The 19,613-nt window shown below is 51.8% G+C and carries 16 protein-coding genes; 12 read left to right on the forward strand and 4 right to left on the reverse strand.

Going from position 1 to position 19,613, the window contains the following annotated elements; genetic code table 11:
- Window positions 1–3: 3 nt before the first annotated feature.
- Both gcvH and gcvP read left to right on the forward strand, forming a co-directional pair.
- A complete protein-coding gene (gene gcvH, locus ACM5Q9_RS10580; RefSeq protein ID WP_418144703.1) occupies window positions 4–378 on the forward strand; it encodes a glycine cleavage system protein GcvH in 375 nt (124 codons plus the stop codon).
- Window positions 379–401: 23 nt separating this feature from the next.
- A complete protein-coding gene (gene gcvP, locus ACM5Q9_RS10585) occupies window positions 402–3,269 on the forward strand; it encodes an aminomethyl-transferring glycine dehydrogenase (RefSeq protein ID WP_418144704.1) in 2,868 nt (955 codons plus the stop codon).
- A 208-nt stretch (window positions 3,270–3,477) separates the two neighbouring features.
- Here the strand turns inward: gcvP and ACM5Q9_RS10590 are convergent, their stop codons facing one another.
- From ACM5Q9_RS10590 to ACM5Q9_RS10600, 3 genes are all read right to left on the reverse strand, one after another.
- Complete coding sequence (locus tag ACM5Q9_RS10590) at window positions 3,478–3,966, reverse strand: dihydrofolate reductase (protein ID WP_418144705.1); 489 nt, start codon at window positions 3,964–3,966, stop codon at window positions 3,478–3,480.
- Window positions 3,967–4,084: 118 nt separating this feature from the next.
- Window positions 4,085–4,879 (reverse strand): thymidylate synthase, encoded by a 795-nt coding sequence (locus tag ACM5Q9_RS10595; protein ID WP_418144706.1) that lies wholly within the window; start codon window positions 4,877–4,879, stop codon window positions 4,085–4,087.
- A 3-nt stretch (window positions 4,880–4,882) separates the two neighbouring features.
- On the reverse strand, window positions 4,883–5,305 hold the full coding sequence (locus ACM5Q9_RS10600) for an OsmC family protein (RefSeq protein WP_418144707.1): 423 nt from the start codon (window positions 5,303–5,305) through the stop codon (window positions 4,883–4,885).
- A gap of 298 nt (window positions 5,306–5,603) precedes the next feature.
- On the opposite strand from ACM5Q9_RS10600, the gene coq7 reads away from it, so the two are divergent.
- The 10 genes from coq7 (at window position 5,604) to ACM5Q9_RS10650 (ending at window position 18,138) form a co-directional block, all read left to right on the forward strand.
- Window positions 5,604–6,287, forward strand: a complete 684-nt coding sequence (coq7, locus tag ACM5Q9_RS10605; RefSeq protein WP_418144708.1) for a 2-polyprenyl-3-methyl-6-methoxy-1,4-benzoquinone monooxygenase — start codon at window positions 5,604–5,606, stop codon at window positions 6,285–6,287.
- 463 nt (window positions 6,288–6,750) lie between these two features.
- Window positions 6,751–7,824 (forward strand): MraY family glycosyltransferase, encoded by a 1,074-nt coding sequence (locus ACM5Q9_RS10610; RefSeq protein ID WP_418144802.1) that lies wholly within the window; start codon window positions 6,751–6,753, stop codon window positions 7,822–7,824.
- Window positions 7,825–7,942: 118 nt separating this feature from the next.
- Window positions 7,943–9,217, forward strand: a complete 1,275-nt coding sequence (gene tviB, locus ACM5Q9_RS10615; protein ID WP_418144709.1) for a Vi polysaccharide biosynthesis UDP-N-acetylglucosamine C-6 dehydrogenase TviB — start codon at window positions 7,943–7,945, stop codon at window positions 9,215–9,217.
- Window positions 9,218–9,239: 22 nt separating this feature from the next.
- Window positions 9,240–10,265, forward strand: coding sequence for an SDR family oxidoreductase (locus ACM5Q9_RS10620; protein ID WP_418144710.1), 1,026 nt, complete (start codon window positions 9,240–9,242; stop codon window positions 10,263–10,265).
- A gap of 7 nt (window positions 10,266–10,272) precedes the next feature.
- Window positions 10,273–11,628: a murein biosynthesis integral membrane protein MurJ gene (murJ, locus tag ACM5Q9_RS10625; protein ID WP_418144711.1), complete on the forward strand. Its 1,356-nt coding sequence runs from the start codon at window positions 10,273–10,275 to the stop codon at window positions 11,626–11,628.
- A gap of 48 nt (window positions 11,629–11,676) precedes the next feature.
- Window positions 11,677–12,789 (forward strand): glycosyltransferase family 4 protein, encoded by a 1,113-nt coding sequence (locus ACM5Q9_RS10630; RefSeq protein WP_418144712.1) that lies wholly within the window; start codon window positions 11,677–11,679, stop codon window positions 12,787–12,789.
- Window positions 12,790–12,791: 2 nt separating this feature from the next.
- Window positions 12,792–14,687: an asparagine synthase (glutamine-hydrolyzing) gene (asnB, locus tag ACM5Q9_RS10635; RefSeq protein WP_418144713.1), complete on the forward strand. Its 1,896-nt coding sequence runs from the start codon at window positions 12,792–12,794 to the stop codon at window positions 14,685–14,687.
- Between the two features lie 36 nt (window positions 14,688–14,723).
- Window positions 14,724–15,857, forward strand: a complete 1,134-nt coding sequence (locus ACM5Q9_RS10640) for a glycosyltransferase family 4 protein (protein WP_418144714.1) — start codon at window positions 14,724–14,726, stop codon at window positions 15,855–15,857.
- Window positions 15,857–17,011, forward strand: a complete 1,155-nt coding sequence (locus ACM5Q9_RS10645) for a glycosyltransferase family 4 protein (protein WP_418144715.1) — start codon at window positions 15,857–15,859, stop codon at window positions 17,009–17,011. The genes ACM5Q9_RS10640 and ACM5Q9_RS10645 overlap by 1 nt, the downstream gene beginning before the upstream one ends.
- Before the next feature lie 8 nt (window positions 17,012–17,019).
- The gene (locus ACM5Q9_RS10650; RefSeq protein ID WP_418144716.1) at window positions 17,020–18,138 is read left to right on the forward strand and encodes a glycosyltransferase family 4 protein; all 1,119 of its coding nucleotides are present in this window, start codon (window positions 17,020–17,022) and stop codon (window positions 18,136–18,138) included.
- A 58-nt stretch (window positions 18,139–18,196) separates the two neighbouring features.
- On the opposite strand, the gene ACM5Q9_RS10655 is transcribed toward ACM5Q9_RS10650, so the two are convergent.
- Window positions 18,197–19,585 (reverse strand): phosphomannomutase/phosphoglucomutase, encoded by a 1,389-nt coding sequence (locus ACM5Q9_RS10655; protein WP_418144717.1) that lies wholly within the window; start codon window positions 19,583–19,585, stop codon window positions 18,197–18,199.
- Between the last annotated feature and the right edge of the window lie 28 nt (window positions 19,586–19,613).

The following is a 19,613-nucleotide window of genomic DNA, read 5'->3' on the forward strand; positions in this document are numbered from 1 at the left end:
TAAATGAATTTGCCTACCGATCGTAAATACACCAAAACCCACGAATGGGTTTTGGCAGAGGGGGATGTTTTTGTAGTTGGCATTACAGACAATGCGCAGGACCAGTTGGGTGACCTGGTTTATGTGGGTGATGTTAATGTGGGTGATACCCTTAATGCCGGCGAAACGGCTGCCGTGGTTGAATCTGTCAAGGCGGCCTCGGATATTTATGCACCGGTGGATGGTGAGATTGTGGCTTTCAACGAAGCGCTTGAAGAAGAGCCCAATTTGATCAATGAAGATGCTTATGCAAACTGGATTTTCAAGATCAAGCCCAATAATCTGGCTGACCTAGAAAAATTGCTGGATGCCGCGGGCTATCAGGAACAAGCCGAATAATTTCCATTTTATGGGATGAAGATATGTTGCGTACACATAAGGATGTGTCCCAGGCGTTTATTGGTCGACACGTAGGGCCCACCGAGGCCGAGCAGACAAAAATGCTGTCCGTTATTGGCGCCGAAAGCCTGGATGACCTGGTAGAGGAAATTGTTCCTTCAGGTATCCGCCTTGGCGTACCATTGGCTTTGGATCATGCCCGCAGCGAAACAGATGTACTGGGCGAACTCAAGAAAATCGCCGCTGGCAACAAGCTGTACAGGAACTATATAGGGCAAGGCTATTATGGCACACACACGCCTAATGTGATTTTGCGCAACATTCTTGAAAACCCGGCCTGGTATACCGCCTATACCCCTTATCAACCGGAAATTTCCCAGGGCCGGCTGGAGGCCTTGCTGAATTTCCAGACCATGGTGGCGGATTTGACCGGTTTGCCGGTTGCCAATGCTTCTTTACTGGATGAGGCAACTGCCGCTGCCGAGGCAATGACATTGGCAAAGCGGGTATCCAAATCCAAAAGCAATGTGTTTTTCGTGTCGGAGCATTGCCATCCGCAATCCATCGAAGTGGTTTGTACCCGCGCCGAGGCTTTGGGTATTGAGGTGGTTTGTGGCAATGAACAGGAAGATATCCCGGATTGTTTTGGGGTCTTGCTGCAGTATCCGCATAGCCTTGGCGGTGTAATTGATTATGCTGGATTAACGATGGCCTTGCAGGCCAAAAGAACGGTTGTTGCCGTGGCAACCGATTTGCTGGCCTTGGCCATTCTGAAGGCACCGGGCGAATGGCATGCCGATATTGCGGTAGGAAGTGCACAGCGCTTTGGTGTACCGCTGGGCTTTGGCGGCCCGCATGCCGGATTCATGGCTTGTAAAGACGCTTTCAAACGTAATATGCCCGGCCGTCTGGTGGGTGTTTCGGTGGATGCCCAGGGCAATCCTGCCTTAAGGCTGGCCCTGCAAACACGGGAACAGCATATTCGCCGTGAAAAGGCTACTTCCAATATTTGTACTGCACAGGTCCTGCTTGCCGTAATGGCCAGCATGTATGCGGTTTACCATGGTGCGAACGGCATCCGCGCGATTGCGCAGCGGGTGTATGTTTGCACCCTGGTGTTGAAAGAAGCGCTGGCACGGATTGGCTTGAATGCGGCTAATGAGACCTTTTTTGATACTTTGCACGTTAAAACAGAAATGGCGGTAGAGGTTGTCAAGGCGGCCTTGATGGCACAAATTAATGTGCGCCAGCCTGCCGGTGACAGTTTTGCTGTGTCCCTAGATGAAACGGTGACGCTTGACGATCTTCAGCAATTGGTTAATGTGATTGCCGCAGCGGTTGGGCAGCAGGCCCCTGACGTTGCGGGGCTTTATGCCGAGCTGGATGTTTTTGTGCCTAATAGTGTGGCCAGGCAGACCGCCATTTTGTCTCATCCGGTTTTTTCCAGCATTCATTCGGAAACCGATATGCTGCGTTATTTGCGTAGCCTGGCTGATAAAGACCTGGCTCTTGACCGTAGCATGATTCCTTTGGGCTCTTGCACCATGAAGCTGAATGCCACGGCTGAGATGATTCCGATTACCTGGCCCGAATTTGCCAACTTGCACCCTTATGCGCCCCGCGACCAGGCGGCAGGCTATGAGGTGTTGCTCGACCGCTTGTCTCGTGCCTTGTGTGAGATTACCGGTTATGAGGCGATCAGTTTGCAGCCCAACTCGGGGGCCCAGGGCGAGTATGCCGGACTGTTGGCCATTCGTGCCTATCATCAGGCTAACGGGCAGCACCAACGCAATGTTTGCCTGATTCCTGCCTCTGCCCATGGTACCAATCCTGCTTCGGCCCATTTGGTTGGTATGGATGTGGTGGTGATTGCCACCGATGCCAATGGCAATGTGGATGTCAGTGATCTTAAGGCTAAGCTGGAAAATATCGGTGATAAGGTTGCTGCCCTGATGATTACTTATCCTTCGACACATGGGGTGTTTGAAGAGGCGATTACCGAGATTTGCGATTTGGTGCACCAGGCTGGTGGGCAGGTTTATCTTGATGGCGCGAATATGAATGCGATGGTCGGCCTGGCCAAACCTGGACTGTTCGGTTCAGATGTGTCCCATCTGAATTTGCACAAGACGTTTTGCATTCCGCATGGCGGTGGCGGTCCGGGTGTGGGGCCGGTGGCGGTACGCGCACATTTGGCACCGTATTTGCCAGGGGTATTGAATGAGCAGGGTCAGCGTGATGAGAATGCCCCTACGGGGCCGGTGTCTGCCGCGCCTTACGGGTCTGCCAGTATTTTGCCTATTTCTTACGTGTATATTGCCTTGATGGGGGCTGAGGGCCTGAAGCGGGCAACCGAGGTTGCTTTGCTGAATGCCAATTATATTGCGAAGCGGTTGGCACCTTATTATCCTGTCTTGTATGCAGGACGCAATGGCCGGGTTGCCCATGAGTGTATTCTGGATTTGCGGCCTATTAAGGACAGCAGCGGAATAACGGTGGATGACGTGGCCAAGCGTTTGGTGGATTACGGTTTTCATGCGCCCACGATGAGTTTTCCGGTGGCGGGTACTTTAATGGTTGAGCCCACCGAGTCGGAGAGCTTGAAAGAGCTGGATCGTTTTATTAATGCGATGATTGCGATTCGCAAGGAGATTGAGCAGGTAGAGAAGGGGCAGGTGGATGCACAGGATAATGTGCTGGTGAATGCACCGCATACGGCGCAGATGCTGGTGGCGGATGATTGGGAGCACGGGTATTCACGCACCGAGGCGGCGTATCCGCATTCGGTCTTGCCGCAAAGCAAGTACTGGCCACCGGTGGCGCGGGTGGATAATGCTTATGGGGACAGGAATCTGGTTTGTACTTGTCCTCCGCTTGAGGATTACCAGTAGGAAGTTGGTGGCAGAGGGTTGTTTCATTAAACCGGTTCTTTTTGAGAGACGCGGATTCATCATTCAGGTTTGCTCCGACGCCACTGCGCGCCGAAGTCGCTGCACCTGAACGATGAATCCGCTTTTCTTTGTTTTTACCTGTGGTTTCTTTTTGAGAGGGATGCTTTTACGCTTGTTCCCACGCAGAAGTGAACTGATTAGGTGTTCGTTACACTTTTTCGTAGATGACGAAGTCGTAGTTCAGGCCGTTTTCTGCCGGTTGGGCTTGCCGGCTGGCTTCTTTCCAGCGGGTTTTGTCCAAGGCGGGGAAGTAGGTGTCGCCTTCAATGTTGGCGTGGATTTCGGTGGCATATACCTTGTCACATTGGTCCAGGCACAGGCGGAAGATTTGTTCACCGCCGATGATGAAGATGTTTTCTGCCCCATCTGCTTTGGCAGCCGTGATGGCTTCCTCTAGGGTGGGAACGCATTCGGCACCGGTGGCCTGGTAGTCTTGATTGCGCGTGATGACAATGTTCCGTCTGCCAGGCAGGGGGCGGCCCAGGGATTCCCAGGTTTTACGGCCCATGATGATGGGTGAACCCAGAGTGATTTTTTTGAAGTTGGCCAGGTCGCCCGGGATGTGCCATGGCATGGTGTTTTCTTTGCCGATGACGAGGTTGTCGGTGTAGGCGACGATGATGTTTAAGGATGTCATATGCGTTTATCTGCGGTGCTTGTTTGGTTGTAATGCGTGTATTTTTTTTGGCTTGGTTTGTCTATGATTGTGGAGAATCCCATTCTGAACCCCTCACCGGGTTAGGGAGAAGGGGATGTCAAACGGCAACCGGGGCCTTGATGTGGGGATGATGCCGGTAGTCAAGGATTTCGAAGTCTTCGTATTCGTAATCAAAGATTGAGGCTGGCTTGCGCTTGATATTAAGTTTGGGGTAGGGGAAAGGTTCACGCGACAGTTGCAGTTCTACCTGTTCCATGTGATTGCTGTACAGGTGGCAATCACCGCCCGTCCAGATGAACTCACCCACTTCAAGATCGCATTGTTGTGCCACCATGTGGGTGAGCAGGGCGTAACTGGCAATATTGAAGGGGACGCCCAGAAAGATGTCGGCGCTGCGCTGGTAGAGCTGGCAAGACAGCTTTCCTTCGGCTACGTAGAATTGGAAGAAGGCATGGCAGGGGGGTAGTTTCATTTTTCCGATGTCTGCCACGTTCCAGGCGGAAACAATCAGGCGACGTGAGTCGGGATTGTTTTTGATTTGTTCAATAACCTGGCTGATCTGGTCTATGTGTTCACCGTTGGGTGTGGGCCATGAGCGCCATTGTACGCCGTAAACAGGGCCCAGTTCCCCGTTCTCGTCGGCCCATTCGTCCCAGATGCTTACGCCACGTTCCTGCAGCCATTTTACGTTGGAGTCACCCCGCAGGAACCAGAGCAGTTCGATGAAGATGCTTTTGGTGTGCAGCTTTTTGGTGGTGACCATGGGAAAGCCTTCAGCCAAGTCAAAACGCATTTGATAGCCGAAAACCGAGCGGGTGCCTGTGCCTGTGCGATCGGTTTTGCTGACGCCTTTGTCGTGGACGTGGCGCATGAAGTCTTCATATTGACGCATGGCTCAATCCTCCAGGATGACGGTTTCGTGCGTGATTTCGGCGGTTTTTTCCAGCATGGCGACGGCAGAGCAGTATTTGGTGTGGGATAGGTTCACGGCCCGTTCCACGACTTTTTCAGAGAGGTTTTTGCCTTTGACAGTAAATACGAAGTGGATTTTTGTGAAAACCTTGGGATCGGTCTCGGCGCGTTCACTGGTAATGGCCACGTTGCAGCGGGAGATCTCCTGGCGGCTGCGTTTCAGGATAAGCACCACGTCGTAGGCAGCGCAGCCACCCGCACCGGTAAGGATCATTTCCATTGGGCGAGGAGCCAGGTTGTTGCCGCCGCCTTCGGGGGCGCCATCCATGGCGATAACGTGGCCACTGCCGGTTTTAGAAACAAAAAGCATGCCCTCGGGGCCATTCCATTCAACGGTACACTGCATGTTAGGGATCCTGAAAATACGGTTTTCGCAAGTGCAACAAGCCTTGCGGACTTTATGATTAATATTACGTAATTCTACTTGATCGGGCGGCAAGGGAGCAGCGCTTGGCCGATACGCAACCTAAATAGCTTGAACAGAATGAGGTTGCCCAATTTTTTCTTGGGTGACGATGGGTTTTTATAACTCAAAGATAAGATATAAACGGGTTTCTTGAGCGGTTTGGCATGCAAGGCAGTTTCAATTGGCTAAAATAGGCCGTTGAATTCCGAACCTTTCAGTATTACCGGAGATGCTTTTTATGACCCAGTCTATCACTCATGCAGGAACAAAGCCGGCTTTTCGTCGCTCGCCCACAGGGCTTGATGCCTTGTTTATCGAAGTTAACAAGGCGCTTGAGGTGCTTTCGGGCGCGGCGCAGGCAACCCGCGCAAATCCCGCCGGAGAGCCGGATATTACCGATGCCGAGTTGAACGAGTCTGAAAAAAAGCATGTGGCCGGCTTGATGCGGGTTAATCATGTGGGTGAGGTGTGTGCCCAGGCGCTATATCGTGGGCAGTCTATTGTGTGTAAAGATCCGCAGATCAAGCAGGTCTTGTTGCACGCCGCCGAAGAAGAGGTGGATCACCTTTCTTGGTGTCATGATCGGCTTGGCGAATTGAAAAGCCACACCAGCTTGTTGAATCCCCTCTGGTATGCCGGTTCGTTTACGCTGGGTGTGATGGCCAGCGTGGCAGGTGTGCCTAAAAACCTGGGATTCATGGCCGAAACCGAAAGACAGGTTGAGCAACATCTTGATTCCCATTTGGCGTTGTTGCCTGAACAGGACGCACGCTCGCGAAAAATTGTTACCCAAATGCGTGATGATGAAATTGGCCATAGAACTACCGCCGAGGTGAATGGTGCTGAAGAACTACCTGCACCGGTAAAACAGGCAATGCGGTTCATGTCTAAAATCATGACTACTTTGGCATACCGCATATAAGTTTTGTTGTTTTTACAACATTCGTTACGATTCTCTTAGGGTTTACCTGTAATTTTTCTTGCATCGCACCATGGAAATCGGTTATAGTTACTACATCGGATGACCAAACACATTAAGAATTAAAAAAAACATTCTAATGTGCGCTTTAAAAAAGCAGTCATGCCAAGGTTGTCTCCTCCACCCTCCTCCTTTGGTGGATTTTGCCCAAAATCGTAAGATTTTGGGCATTTTTTTTGCCTGTTAGCGATACAATAAGAATAAGCAATAACTCATTTCGGATTTAAAATAAATAAGGGATACCTAGTATTTCCTGTATGATTCGAATTTGTTTTTCGCTTATGGTGGTAAAACCGGGTTTTATGCGAACCTTTTGGTTTTTCATTGGTCTTGACTGTTTTTTTTGCGCCTTGGGTTTACTTTGACATTTACTTGGCAATACTTATATATCAGCATAGTGGCATTCATGGTGGGCGGCCTCATCGTTGTATCCGAGCGATGGCATGGTGCCTACACCGGAGACTATGATCTCAATAAGCCACAGGCTACGCATAAGCGTTCAACACCCCGAATTGGCGGACTGGCAGTTTTTGCCGGTACTCTGGCCGGATTATTGGTGTTGGGCCGCCCAGATAACACGACCCTTAATTGGCTATGGCCTGCCTTGTTCGTGGCAGCCATGCCGGTTTTTGTGGCGGGCATTTTAGAAGATATCACCAAAGATATTGGTTCAGGCAAACGCCTGCTGGCGGCTTTTGCTTCGGCAGCCATTGCCTGGTGGTTTTTTGGCGGTGTCAGCCGGGTGGGGTTTGCCTTTATAGACCTGATCCTGGCATTTTGGCCCATCTCCCTTTTGTTTACCATGATTGCGGTCGGTGGCTGTACCCATGCCCTTAATATTGTTGATGGCATGAATGGCCTGGCCGGCATGGTTGCCATGTTAATGTCTGCATCGATTGCGCTGGTTGCCTACCAGGTCAATGATTTGGCGATTTTTTCGATTGCGCTGGCCATGGCTTCGTCGATTGTCGGTTTTTTTGTCTGGAACTTCCCTTTTGGCAGGGTGTTCCTGGGCGATGGTGGTGCATATTTTATTGGTTTCATGCTGGCCGAGCTGGCCGTCTTGCTGGTCATACGCAATCCGTCGGTTTCTCCGTTTTATGCCTTGGCGGTATTGTTTTACCCAGTATTTGAAACCATGTTTTCAATATGGCGACGACGCTTCAAGCGTGGTGTGCCGGTAGACCAGCCTGATGCGCTGCATTTGCACCAGCTTATTTTCCGCCGCCTGGTACGGGTAACTTTCAGCCGTACGGGGCGCGATGCGGTGCCAGCCTTGTGTAATGCCCTGACATCCCCTTATTTGTGGGTACTGACCTTAATAGGCCTGGTGCCCGCTACTATTTTCTGGGACAACGCGATTTTGCTTTGTATCAGTATGCTGGTGTTTTCATCGGTGTATATTTGGCTTTATTCCCGCCTGGTTGCATGGCGCTGTCCGCGCTGGCTGTTGCTGCCATCGGTTTCACGCAAGCGGTAAAACAACAAATGCAAGATATATTGCATTGTCTTATGTTTTCTTACTGTTCTGGTTAACCCTGATTGTTACAATCAAAAGTACTTAAAAATTATTCAGTTATTTCCTTTGGGAGAAATTCGTGCAAGTTCAAGATATTAAATTGGCAGTTATCGGCCTTGGCTACGTTGGATTGCCTTTGGCAGTTGAATTTGGCAAAAAGCGACCGGTGTTGGGGTTTGATATTAACCAGAAACGTATTGCCGAATTGCAGGGCGGCCAGGACCACACGCTGGAAGTCAGCAGCGAAGAACTGGCCGAAGCATCACATTTGCAATTCAGTGCCAATCCGTCAGACCTCGCCAAAGCCAATACTTATATTGTGACGGTGCCTACTCCCATTGATGAATACAAGCGTCCCGACCTGACCCCGCTGGTCAAGGCCAGCGAAACCATTGGCAAGGCCTTGAAAAAAGGCGATATTGTTATTTATGAGTCAACCGTGTATCCGGGTGCAACCGAAGAAGACTGCGTGCCGGTCCTGGAAAAGTTCTCTGGCCTGAAATTCAACGTGGATTTCTTTGCCGGTTACAGCCCCGAGCGCATCAACCCGGGTGACAAGGCGCACCGCGTTTCCACCATCAAGAAAGTGACTTCCGGCTCAACTCCTGAAGTGGCCGAAGTGGTAGATCAGCTGTACCGTGAAATTATTGTAGCCGGTACCCACAAGGCCAGTAGCATTCGGGTGGCTGAAGCCGCCAAGGTCATTGAAAACACCCAGCGTGACGTGAATATTGCCCTCATTAATGAACTGGCGCTGATCTTCAACAAAATGGGTATTGATACCCAGGCTGTGCTGGAAGCGGCCGGTACCAAATGGAACTTCCTGCCTTTCCGTCCCGGTCTGGTGGGTGGCCATTGCATTGGCGTAGATCCTTACTATTTGACCCACAAGGCCCAGTCGATTGGCTATCACCCTGAAATCATCCTGGCCGGCCGTCGCCTGAACGACAGCATGGGCCCTTATGTGGTGGCCCAGCTGGTCAAGGCCATGACCAAGAAAAGCATCCAGGTCCAGGGTGCCAAGGTGCTGGTGATGGGGCTTACTTTTAAAGAAAATTGCCCCGACCTGCGTAATACCCGGGTGGTGGATATCCTTAAAGAACTCGACGAATACAACATGGATGTGGATGTGTTCGATCCATGGGTAGATGTTGCAGAAGCGCAGCATGAATATGGTGTCACGCCCGTCAAGCAAGTGCAGCAGGGCGTTTACGACGGCATTATCCTGGCGGTTTCCCATAAAGAGTTTGTGGAAATGGGTGCAGCGGCCATTCGCGCACTGGGCAAGCCCGAGCATGTGCTGTATGACCTGAAATATGTGTTAACAGCAGAAGAAGCCGATATTCGTCTGTAATTGGGTAAAAGGAAAATAAAGCATGAGTCAGGCATTTGAAGCATTGAAAGCCGATTTGCAACGCCAGCCACGGACCTGGCTGGTTACCGGCTGTGCCGGGTTTATTGGCTCCAACCTGTTGGAAACCCTTTTGCGGCTTAACCAGAAAGTGGTGGGGCTGGACAACTTTGCCACGGGTTACCAGCATAATCTTGATGAAGTCCAGGGCCAGGTGTCTGCCACGCAATGGGGTAATTTCAAGTTTATTGAAGGCGATATCCGCAATCTGGACACTTGCCGCCAGGCATGTGAAGGGGTGGAGATTGTGTTGCACCAGGCAGCACTGGGTTCAGTGCCGCGTTCCATCAATGATCCCATTACCACCAATGAAGTTAATATTGGCGGTTTTCTTAACATGATGGTAGCGGCCCGTGATGCGGGCGTGACCTCGTTTGTTTTTGCGGCGTCCAGCTCCACCTATGGTGATCACCCCGATTTGCCCAAGGTAGAAGATAAAATCGGCAATCCGCTCTCACCTTATGCGGTTACCAAGTATGTCGACGAGCTGTATGCCAGCGTATTTGCCCGCACTTATGGTTTCCGTTCAATTGGCCTGCGTTATTTCAACGTGTTTGGCAAACGCCAGGATCCTGATGGTGCCTATGCCGCTGTCATTCCCAAATGGACAGCAGCCATGATCAAGGGCGAAGATGTCCTGGTTAATGGTGATGGCGAAACCAGCCGCGATTTCTGTTTTGTCGAGAATGCCGTGCAGGCCAACCTGCTGGCAGGTGCCAAAATGCCTGAAAGCGGTTTTGAGGTGTATAACGTGGCGGTTAATGCAAGAACCAGCTTGAATGAGTTGTTTGCCTATCTGTCTGCAACCTTGGGTGCCAATGGTATTCAGTATGACAAAAAACCGGTTTACCGGGATTTTCGCCAAGGTGATGTGCGTCATTCGCAAGCCGATATTGGCAAGGCACAGGCGCAATTGGGCTATGTACCCAGCCATACCATTCTTCAGGGTATTGAAACTGCCATGCCCTGGTATATTCAATTTTTGAAATAGTCCTTGCTTGAAGCAGTTGCGCACCAGGCTTAACCGCCTGCATCCTGATCACAAGCGCATTGCCCAAGGGGCAATGCGCGTTGCGTTTTTTTTGCTGATCGGAAAAATGGCAGGTGCCATCAAGGAAATTGCCGTTGCCCACCGCTATGGTGTCAGTGATATCGTAGACGCCTACCAATTTACCCTGACCATGGCCAATTGGCTGCCGGTAACCATGGTAGGGGCATTTTCAATCGTCCTTATTCCCGCGCTGGTCAAGGCACGATATGCCGGCCAGCACGAGCGTTCCCGCTTTATTCGTGAACTGCAGGGCTGGATTGTGGTGCTGGGCGTGCTGCTATCCATCGCTACCTATTATTTGTGGCCGCAAATATTGCACTATACCGGTGGTAATTTAAGTGCCCAAACCAAACAGGCCAGTATCGAGCTGATCAAGGCCTTTGCGCCGGCTGTTTTGCTAACGCTGGTGATTGGAGTATGTACCGCCCGCTTGCGGGCGCATGAGCGACATATCAATAACCTGCTGGACAGCATACCGGCCCTGATGATTTTGCTGGCAATCCTGGTAACGCCAGGTAACACCAGTGTTTATCCGCTTTTATGGGGAACCCTGGTTGGTTACCTGATCCAGGCAGTGTGGTTGTCTGCACTGGCCCGCAGGGCTGATGGCGGTAATTGGGGATTGCCCAAGCCTGGCTTGCAATCACCGCAATGGCCAATGTTGCTGAATGCGGCCGGTATCATGCTGGTGGGACAAATTGCCATGAGTTTTGTAGGGCCACTAGACCAAATGGCGGCGGCCAGTTTGGGCAGCAATGCCAATGCTACATTGGGCTATGCTACCCGTTTGCTGTCGCTGGTGATTGGTATTGGCGCCGCTTCAGTTGGCCGGGCTGCCTTGCCAGTGTTGGCCGATGTGCAAAGCCGTGGTAATCCCGAGCAGGCCCGGTCTATGGCCCTGAAATGGTCAGCCTTAATGTTGTTGGCGGGTATTGCGGCGGTCATGGTAGGCTGGTTTCTGGCGCCATGGATGGTAAAACTGTTGTTTGAAAACGGTGCCTTTACTCCGGAAGACACCCTGAAAGTGGCGTCTGTATTGCGCTGGGGGCTTTTGCAACTGCCTTTTTATTTTGGTGTATTGATCCTGGTTCAGTTAATGGCAAGCCAGAATCGTTATAAACTTATGGCCACTATTGCCATTGGTAATTTTTCCCTAAAGGCAGGCATGAATTACATACTTGCTCCCGTCATGGGCGCCGAAGGCATTATGTTGGCGACAAGTTTAATGTATTTGTTATCTTATCTATGTTATTTTTTTGCCGTCCTCAAGTATGGCGCGACAAAAAAAACTTCTTCAGCCTGAGCTAATATGTCTTTCGAGATGCATAAAAAATCTTCTCCCTTGAGAATCATGTTGTTTATTCATTCACTTCGAGGAGGAGGTGCAGAGCGGGTTGCGGTAGACTTGGCTGCGCGGTGGATTGCCGGTGGGCACGATGTCTTGCTCGTTACCCAAACTGATGCCTCTGAAGATGCTTATGAATTGAATAAACAAGTACAGCGCATTTCCCTGAATACGGCCGGTTTACAGGGCGTAATGGCCAATTTGCGGCGTCTGTATATATTGCGCAAGGAAATCAAGCGTCAACGTCCTGATATCGTGATCGGTTTTATGACAACCTCTTCGATTTTGGCTGTGTTGGCCGCTTCAGGTGTCGCTGGCTGTCATGTCATTGCGACCGAACATACCCATCCGCCTTCACAGACGATTTCCGGCCTGTGGCAAAAACTGCGTCGCTATACCTATCCCAAGGCTGCCAAGGTTATTGCCCTGACACACGGTACAAAAGCCTGGCTTGAGAAAAATGTGCCCGGTTCGAATATTGCCGTGATTCCCAATGCGGTACATTGGCCCCTTGAAAATAAAGAACCGTTTATTGAGTGTGTCAAAGCGCCGGGTCGCAAGCTTATGCTGGGAGTCGGCCGCTTGCATCATGACAAAGGGTTCGATATGTTAATCAAGGCTTTTGTCTCTATTGCACATTTGCATCCGGAATGGGATTTGATTATTCTGGGCGAAGGTGACAAGCGGGAAGCATTGCAAAAGCAGCTTGACGAAGCCGGCATGGGCAGTCGTATTTCCATGCCCGGACGCGCTGGCAATATGCTGGCCTGGTCCAAGGCTGCCGATATCTATGTATTAAGTTCACGGACCGAGGGTTTGTCAAACAGCTTACTCGAGGCCATGGCCTGTGGCGTACCCAGTATTGCTTTTGATTGCGATACCGGACCAAGGGAAATCATTCGCCCTGGTCTTGATGGGGTGCTGGTGAAGCCCGCTGAAGATGAGGAAGCGTTGGCCGCCCAGATGTCTGCTTTAATGTTCAATCAAGCCAAGCAGGCAGAGTTGGGCAAGCGGGCCATCGATGTGCGTGATCGCTTTTCAATGCGGCGGATTGCCGGACTGTGGCAAGACGTGTTTAATGAAGTCCTGCACGATAAAAAAGACGGCAAGAAGGGGTAAGCATGTGTGGAATAGTGGGTATTGCCGGAAGCCACGAGGACAAGGAAAGCATCCTTCGTGACAGCTGCCGTAAAATTGCATACCGTGGCCCTGATAGTCAGGGTGTCTGGTTAAGCCCGGAAGGACATATTGGTTTTGGTCATGTCCGGCTGGCCATTCAGGATTTGTCCGAGCAAGGGCACCAGCCCATGCCTTCGGCTGACCAGCGTTTCATGATGGTGTTCAATGGTGAAATTTACAATCACCCTGAATTGCGTGCGCAACTGGAACAAAATGGGCAGGCACCGGCATGGCGTGGCCATTCCGACACCGAAACCCTGCTGGCCTGCTTTTGTGCCTGGGGTATTGAACATACCCTGAAAACGGCGATTGGCATGTTTGCCATTGCGGTCTGGGACCGGCAAGAAAAAAAATTAATCCTGGCGCGTGACCGTTTTGGTGAAAAGCCTTTGTATTACGGTTTTACCGGGCAAGGCCTGGTGTTTGCCTCGGAACTCAAGGCCATGATGGATGTGCCCGGGTTTGAGAAAAAACTCAACCGTGATGCCGTTACCTTGCTGTTGCGGCACAATTACATACCTGCGCCGTACAGCATTTTTAAAAATACATATAAATTGCCGCCAGGCACCTGGCTTAGCCTGTCTGAAGCAGATTGGCAAAACAGGCGACAGGTAGAACCACAGGTGTACTGGTCTGCCTACGAAACGGCCCGGCAGCAACCCAAGGTGCATTACAAGTCAGATGATGCGGCCATTGATGCACTGGCATCCGTGCTGTCAACCGCGATCAAGTCCCAGCTGATTTCCGATGTTGGCCTGGGGGCGTTTTTGTCCGGCGGCACCGATTCTTCCCTGATTGTTGCCCTGATGCAGCAGCAAAGTACACAACCAGTCAAAACGTTTTCGATCGGCTTTCATGAAAAAAAATATAACGAAGCCGAATACGCCAAGTCTATTGCCGAACATTTGGGCACCGACCATACAGAACTGTATGTGAGTGCCAATGATGGCCTTGCCCTGGTGCATTCATTGCCTGCCATGTACGATGAGCCCTTTGCCGATTCCTCACAAATTCCCATGGCCCTGGTCACCCAAATGGCCGCCCAGTCGGTCACTGTGGCTTTGTCGGGTGATGCCGGTGATGAATTGTTTGGCGGTTACTCTCGCTACCAGCGGGCCGGGTCATGGTGGGAACGTCGTGAAAAAACCTTGCCTTTTGTCCGTTCGCTGCTGGCTGGTGCTGCGGGTAAGCTGGCTCCGGGTTTTAGTGGCAATAAAAAAGACAAATTGCAAAAACTGAATGAGGTTTTGCGTGCTGCGGATGCGGTCGATTTTTACCGGCAATTTGTTTCATACTGGAAAGATCCCTCAAGTGTCGTGTTGGGAGCCCGGGAACCGGCAAGTGCTTTCTCCTTGTCCCCTGTGGGTTCTTTTCTGGAAACCATGATGATTATTGATACGGTTTCTTATTTGCCCGATGATATTCTGGTCAAGGTAGACCGGGCGGCCATGGCTTGCTCCCTGGAAACGCGCGTTCCCTTGCTTGATCCCCGGATGTTTGAATTTGCCTGGGGGCTTGAAGACAAGTATCGGGTGCGTGATGGCCAAAACAAGTGGTTGTTGAAGCAGCTTTTGTATCGAATGGTACCCCGAACCCTGCTGGAGCGCCCTAAAAAGGGCTTTTCGGTTCCTATGGGTGAATGGTTAAGAGGCCCCCTGAAAGATTGGGCCGACAGCTTGCTGGATCCTTCCCGCCTGTGCAAGCAGGGTTTACTTGATGCCGGACAGGTGCAGGAACGCTGGCAGCAGCATCAGGCACAGCAGTTTGACTGGAGTCCGCATCTGTGGGGCGTCCTCATGCTGCAGGCCTGGATGGACCATTACGATGTACAGGGTTAGCCTTCTGGGGCAAGACCATAAAAAAGGTTGGGCATTATGAAAATCATGTTGCTGGTCAGTTCAATGAATGCAGGCGGCGCCGAGCGTGTTGCTGCCACGCTGGCAAATGCCTGGGTCAGACAGGGGCATCACGTGGTCCTGGTGCCTTGCTTTTCAAAGGGTAGCGGCCAGTCTTTTTACCCTTTGCATGCCGACGTTCAGGTGAAGTGGCTAGCCGATGACTTGCCTCGCCAGAAATGGTTGGGCCGGATCAGTAAGCCGCTTGTGCTTCGCAAACGCATCAAGGCAGAACAGCCTGAGGTGATTGTGTCTTTTTTGACCAATGTGAATGTGACCACCTTGTTGGCAACCCGTGGGATGGATATCCCCGTGATTGTTTGTGAAAGAACCCATCCGGTAGTTAGTAAAAATATTGGCCGGGTCCTGAAAGTACTGCGCCAGAAGCTCTATCCCGTGGCGGATGCCGTCATGATCCAAACTGAAGATGCCGCCCGTTCATTTGCCCAGGTATTGCCTGGCCTGAAGCATGTTGCGGTTATTCCGAATCCTTTGCCTGACGGTATTGAGCAGGTCACGACCAATAATGGCCTGTGCTCGGTAAGCGGGCGCAAGACACTGGTTGCCATGGGACGCTTGGTGCCGGCAAAGCAGTTTGATCTCCTGATTGAGGTTTTTTCCACCCTTTGCCATGATTACCCCGATTGGGACTTATGCATCTGGGGTGATGGGCCTCAGCGCACAACGCTGATTGATAAAGTAAAAAAATTGGGTTGCAGCCAGCGTATCAGCTTGCCAGGCAAAACGACTGAACCCTGGCAAGCCTTGTCACATGCCCATGCTTTTGTAATGACCTCCCGGGTGGAGGGTTTTCCCAATGTATTACTCGAGGCGATGGCCCTGGGATTGCCCAGCATCAGTTTCGATTGCCCCAGTGGTCCGGCAGAGTTGACCCAACAGGGCAGCACCGGTTTGCTGGTGCGCCTGAATGACAGGCTTGAGCTTGAAAAAGCGATCCGGCGGTTTCTGGGTGATGATGATTTTCGATGTGCCCTGGGGGCACGTGGCAAACAATCGGTCTGGTCGCGCTACCGGCTTGAAACGGTCTTGAAGCAGTGGGATGATCTCTTCAGACAGGTAGGTGCACCGGTATCAGGCAAGACGGAAACCTGATGAAAACAAATAAAAAAATGCGTGTGGTACACCTGATCAGTGGCCTAGGCCAGGGCGGGGCCGAAGCGGTCCTGTTGCGCCTGACCACCTGGCCCGATCCTGAAGTGGAACATATTGTGGTGTCATTTGCTGATGCCGGCATTTACGGGCAGCCGCTCATGGATGCGGGTGTTGAGGTCAGAACGCTGGGCATGACACCGGGACGCCTGACACCGGCCGATTTCTGGCGCCTTAGAAAATGTCTGGTCCAGCTGGGTCCTGATGTGATCCAGACCTGGATGTACCATGCCGACCTGATTGGCGGCTTGGCGGCCCGTATGGCCGGATTCCGGCATATTGCCTGGGGAATTCGCAATTCCGGATCAAACCTGGCCAAGAGTAGCCGTTCGGCTTATCTGTTCGCCCGTTTGGGCGCATTCTTTTCCCGCTGGATTCCCCAGCGGATCATTTGTTGTGCTGAAGATGCCCGTCGGCGTCATGTGCAATGGGGGTATGCCCCTCAAAAAATGGTAGTCATTCAAAATGGCTACGATTTTTCCCGTTGGTCCCCGAATGAGTCGGCTCGCCAGGCATTGCGGACAGAGTGGGGCGTTAGCGAACAAGTCCCGCTGATTGGTTTTGTGGCGCGCTGGAATCCCCTCAAGGATCATGCAAGCCTGATCAAGGCGTTTGCCCAATGCCTTGAAAAGCGGCCAGACTTGCATTGTGTCCTGGTAGGCCTTGATATGGACGAAAACAATCCGTCATTAATGGCGTTGCTGTCTCAATATGGGGTCAGGGAAAAAACCATTTTGCTGGGTATGCGTAAAGATGTGCCGCAAATCATGAGCGCGCTAGACTTGCATGTCCTGTCCAGTATTGCCGAAGGCTTTCCCAATGTGGTGGCCGAGGCCATGGCGTGCGGCGTACCTAATGTGGTCACCGATGTGGGTGATGCCGCCCTGATTGTGGGAGAGGCTGGCTGGGTGGTACCCGCGGCTGCCCCGGATTTGCTGGCAGAAAAAATCATGCAGGCCCTGGATCTTATTGAGCAATCTGATAAAACCACGCTGGCGCAACAGGTGCGGGCTCGGGTCATGGATGCATTCAGTCTTGAAAAAATGGTTGCTGAATATCGCCAAGTCTGGTTGGCTATGTGCAAGACAAAAAAATAAGGGTAAATATGTCCAGAAAAATACTGTTTGTAGTGAATAATCCGGCTTTTTTCCTGTCGCATCGCTTGCCGGTTGCCCTGAGGGCTAAAGAAGAAGGCTACGAAGTGGCCGTTGCCACCATGCAGGGTGAGGCAGTGGCGCAAATTGTGGCGCATGGCCTGACCCATTTTGTGATTCCCATGTCGCGCAGTGGCATGAATCCGTTGGCAGAGCTAAGAACGATTTATGCCTTGTACCGTTTATATCGCAAGTATCGGCCTGATTTAGTGCATCTGGTTACCATCAAGCCGGTCTTATATGGCGGTATTGCCGCTCGCCTGGCCAAGGTGAAGGCAGTGGTTTATGCCATTTCCGGCCTGGGTTTTATTTTTACTCGTGAACGCAAGGGCATCGACTGGGTCAAGGAAATTACCCAGGTGCTTTACCGCCTGGCACTGGGGCATCAGCACAGCCGGGTCATTATCCAGAATGACAATGACCGGCAGATCCTGCTGGATATTGGTGCCATGCAGGCATCACAGGCAGTTAAAATCAGGGGTTCTGGCGTGGATGTGGCTGCTTTCACCACGCAGCCTGAGCCTGAAAAACCGGTATTGGTTACCATGGCTGCCCGCTTGCTTAAAGACAAGGGGGTAATCGAATTTGTTGAGGCAGCACGCATTTCTGCCCGCAACGGTAGTGATATACGCTGGCAGTTGGCTGGCACACCTGATCCTGGCAATCCGGCTTCTGTGACTCCGGAAGAAGTGAAAAGTTGGGGCAGCGAGGTGACGGTGTTGGGAGAGGTCAAGGATATTGCCAGCCTGTATGCACGGTCCCATATTGTGGCTTTGCCTTCTTATCGCGAAGGCTTGCCTAAATCGCTGGTAGAGGCAGCGGCCTGTGGCAGGGCGGTGGTTACCACCGATGTTCCGGGATGCCGGGATGCCATCGAAATTGGCAAATCGGGTTTACTGGTGCCCGTCAAGGATGCGCAAAAATTATATGAGGCCGTGGCCAGGCTGGCTGCTGATGACAACCTCAGGTTAAGCATGGGTAATGAAGGCCGTATTCTCGCCCTGGAAGCGTTTGATATTCGCAAGGTAGTTGACATGCACCTTGCGATTTATGAGGAATTGCTTGCTTAAGTTTCCAAGGACTTTAGGCACTCATTCCCACGCCCTGCGTGGGAATGCATATATTCAGTTAAAAAGGCAGCCTGGCGTCAGGAGCATGCGTGGCAAAAACCTGCCTGAATTCACTCTGGATGCGGGCCAGGGCAGCAGGGTTTTCAGCTTCAAAGCGCAGTACCACCACTGGTGTGGTATTGGATGCCCGGGCCAGGCCAAAACCGTCTGCATATTCGGCACGCACGCCATCGATGGTATTGATTTCCCGTGCAGTTGCAAAGCTGGCCTGCTCTTGCAGGGTTTTGATCAGGGCATGAGGTTGCCCTTCCTGCATTTCAAGTTTCAGCTCCGGGGTGGAAATATCCTGGGGAATGGCATTCAGGACTTCACTGGGGTTATCAAACCGCGACAGGATTTCCAGCAGGCGGGTGCCGGTGTATAACCCGTCATCAAAGCCATACCAGCGTTCCTTGAAGAAAATATGTCCACTCATTTCACCAGCCAAGGGGGCGCCTGTTTCGGCCAGTTTGGCCTTGATCAATGAATGCCCGGTTTGCCACATCAGGGGCTTGCCGCCAGCCAGTGTAATCCCTTCGGCCACGTGGCGGCTGCACTTGACATCATAAATAATGGTTTCACCGGGACAGCGCTCCAGGACATCACGGGCAAACAGGATAAGCTGGCGATCAGGCCAGATGATGGTGCCGGTTTTGGTAATCACGCCCAGGCGATCGGCATCACCGTCAAAAGCCAGTCCAAGCTCGCAATCCGAGTTTTGAACGTGTTTGATCAAATCTTCCAGATTGTGTGGATCAGCCGGGTCCGGGTGATGGTTGGGGAAGCGGCCATCGACTTCACAAAAGAGCTCATCAACCTCGCAGCCCAATTGCCTGAACAGTGCCGGGGCGACATTGCCGCCCACGCCATTGCCGCAATCAATCGCGATTTTCATGGGGCGGGCCAGTTTGACATCGTTGCAAACGCGGCTGATATATTCGGGGATGATGTTAATGTTCTCGCGCGAGCCTTTGTTGCCGGCAAGTGGCAATGATTCGATGGCCAGCATCTCATCGCGCAATTGCACCACGTCATTGCCATACAGGGCCTTGCCGCCAATCATCATTTTAAAGCCGTTGTATTGCGGGGGGTTATGGCTGCCGGTAATGGCTACTGCTGTACCAATGTCTCTGGAGTAGGCCACAAAATAAACCAGTGGCGTGGGTACCTGGCCCAGGTTGATGGTGTTGATGCCTTCGTCATTAATACCCTGTTGCAAGGATTCGGATAATGCCGGGCTGCTGGTGCGCCCGTCATAACCGGTCACAATGGTGGATATACCCTGTTTTTTTGCCCGGGCAGCCAATGCCCGGCCTAGCAGGTAGGCAAACCCGGGGTTAAGCTGTTCGGGTACGGTGCCCCGAATATCATAGGCCTTGAAGACACTTGCTGCTAATAATGAAGCCACGTAAAAATCCTTATACGGAAGACTATTC

This window comes from Advenella sp. RU8, assembly GCF_048381675.1.
GTDB lineage: Bacteria > Pseudomonadota > Gammaproteobacteria > Burkholderiales > Burkholderiaceae_B > Advenella.

Bases quoted from the DNA above. Each gene is read 5' to 3' on its own strand.
- gcvH (WP_418144703.1), top strand. From the start codon at position 4: ATGAATTTGCCTACCGATCGTAAATACACCAAAACCCACGAATGGGTT.
- gcvP (WP_418144704.1), top strand. From the start codon at position 402: ATGTTGCGTACACATAAGGATGTGTCCCAGGCGTTTATTGGTCGACAC.
- ACM5Q9_RS10590 (WP_418144705.1), bottom strand. From the start codon at position 3,966: ATGACATCCTTAAACATCATCGTCGCCTACACCGACAACCTCGTCATC.
- ACM5Q9_RS10595 (WP_418144706.1), bottom strand. From the start codon at position 4,879: ATGCGTCAATATGAAGACTTCATGCGCCACGTCCACGACAAAGGCGTC.
- ACM5Q9_RS10600 (WP_418144707.1), bottom strand. From the start codon at position 5,305: ATGCAGTGTACCGTTGAATGGAATGGCCCCGAGGGCATGCTTTTTGTT.
- coq7 (WP_418144708.1), top strand. From the start codon at position 5,604: ATGACCCAGTCTATCACTCATGCAGGAACAAAGCCGGCTTTTCGTCGC.
- ACM5Q9_RS10610 (WP_418144802.1), top strand. From the start codon at position 6,751: ATGGTGGGCGGCCTCATCGTTGTATCCGAGCGATGGCATGGTGCCTAC.
- ACM5Q9_RS10620 (WP_418144710.1), top strand. From the start codon at position 9,240: ATGAGTCAGGCATTTGAAGCATTGAAAGCCGATTTGCAACGCCAGCCA.
- ACM5Q9_RS10630 (WP_418144712.1), top strand. From the start codon at position 11,677: ATGTTGTTTATTCATTCACTTCGAGGAGGAGGTGCAGAGCGGGTTGCG.
- asnB (WP_418144713.1), top strand. From the start codon at position 12,792: ATGTGTGGAATAGTGGGTATTGCCGGAAGCCACGAGGACAAGGAAAGC.
- ACM5Q9_RS10640 (WP_418144714.1), top strand. From the start codon at position 14,724: ATGAAAATCATGTTGCTGGTCAGTTCAATGAATGCAGGCGGCGCCGAG.
- ACM5Q9_RS10645 (WP_418144715.1), top strand. From the start codon at position 15,857: ATGAAAACAAATAAAAAAATGCGTGTGGTACACCTGATCAGTGGCCTA.
- ACM5Q9_RS10650 (WP_418144716.1), top strand. From the start codon at position 17,020: ATGTCCAGAAAAATACTGTTTGTAGTGAATAATCCGGCTTTTTTCCTG.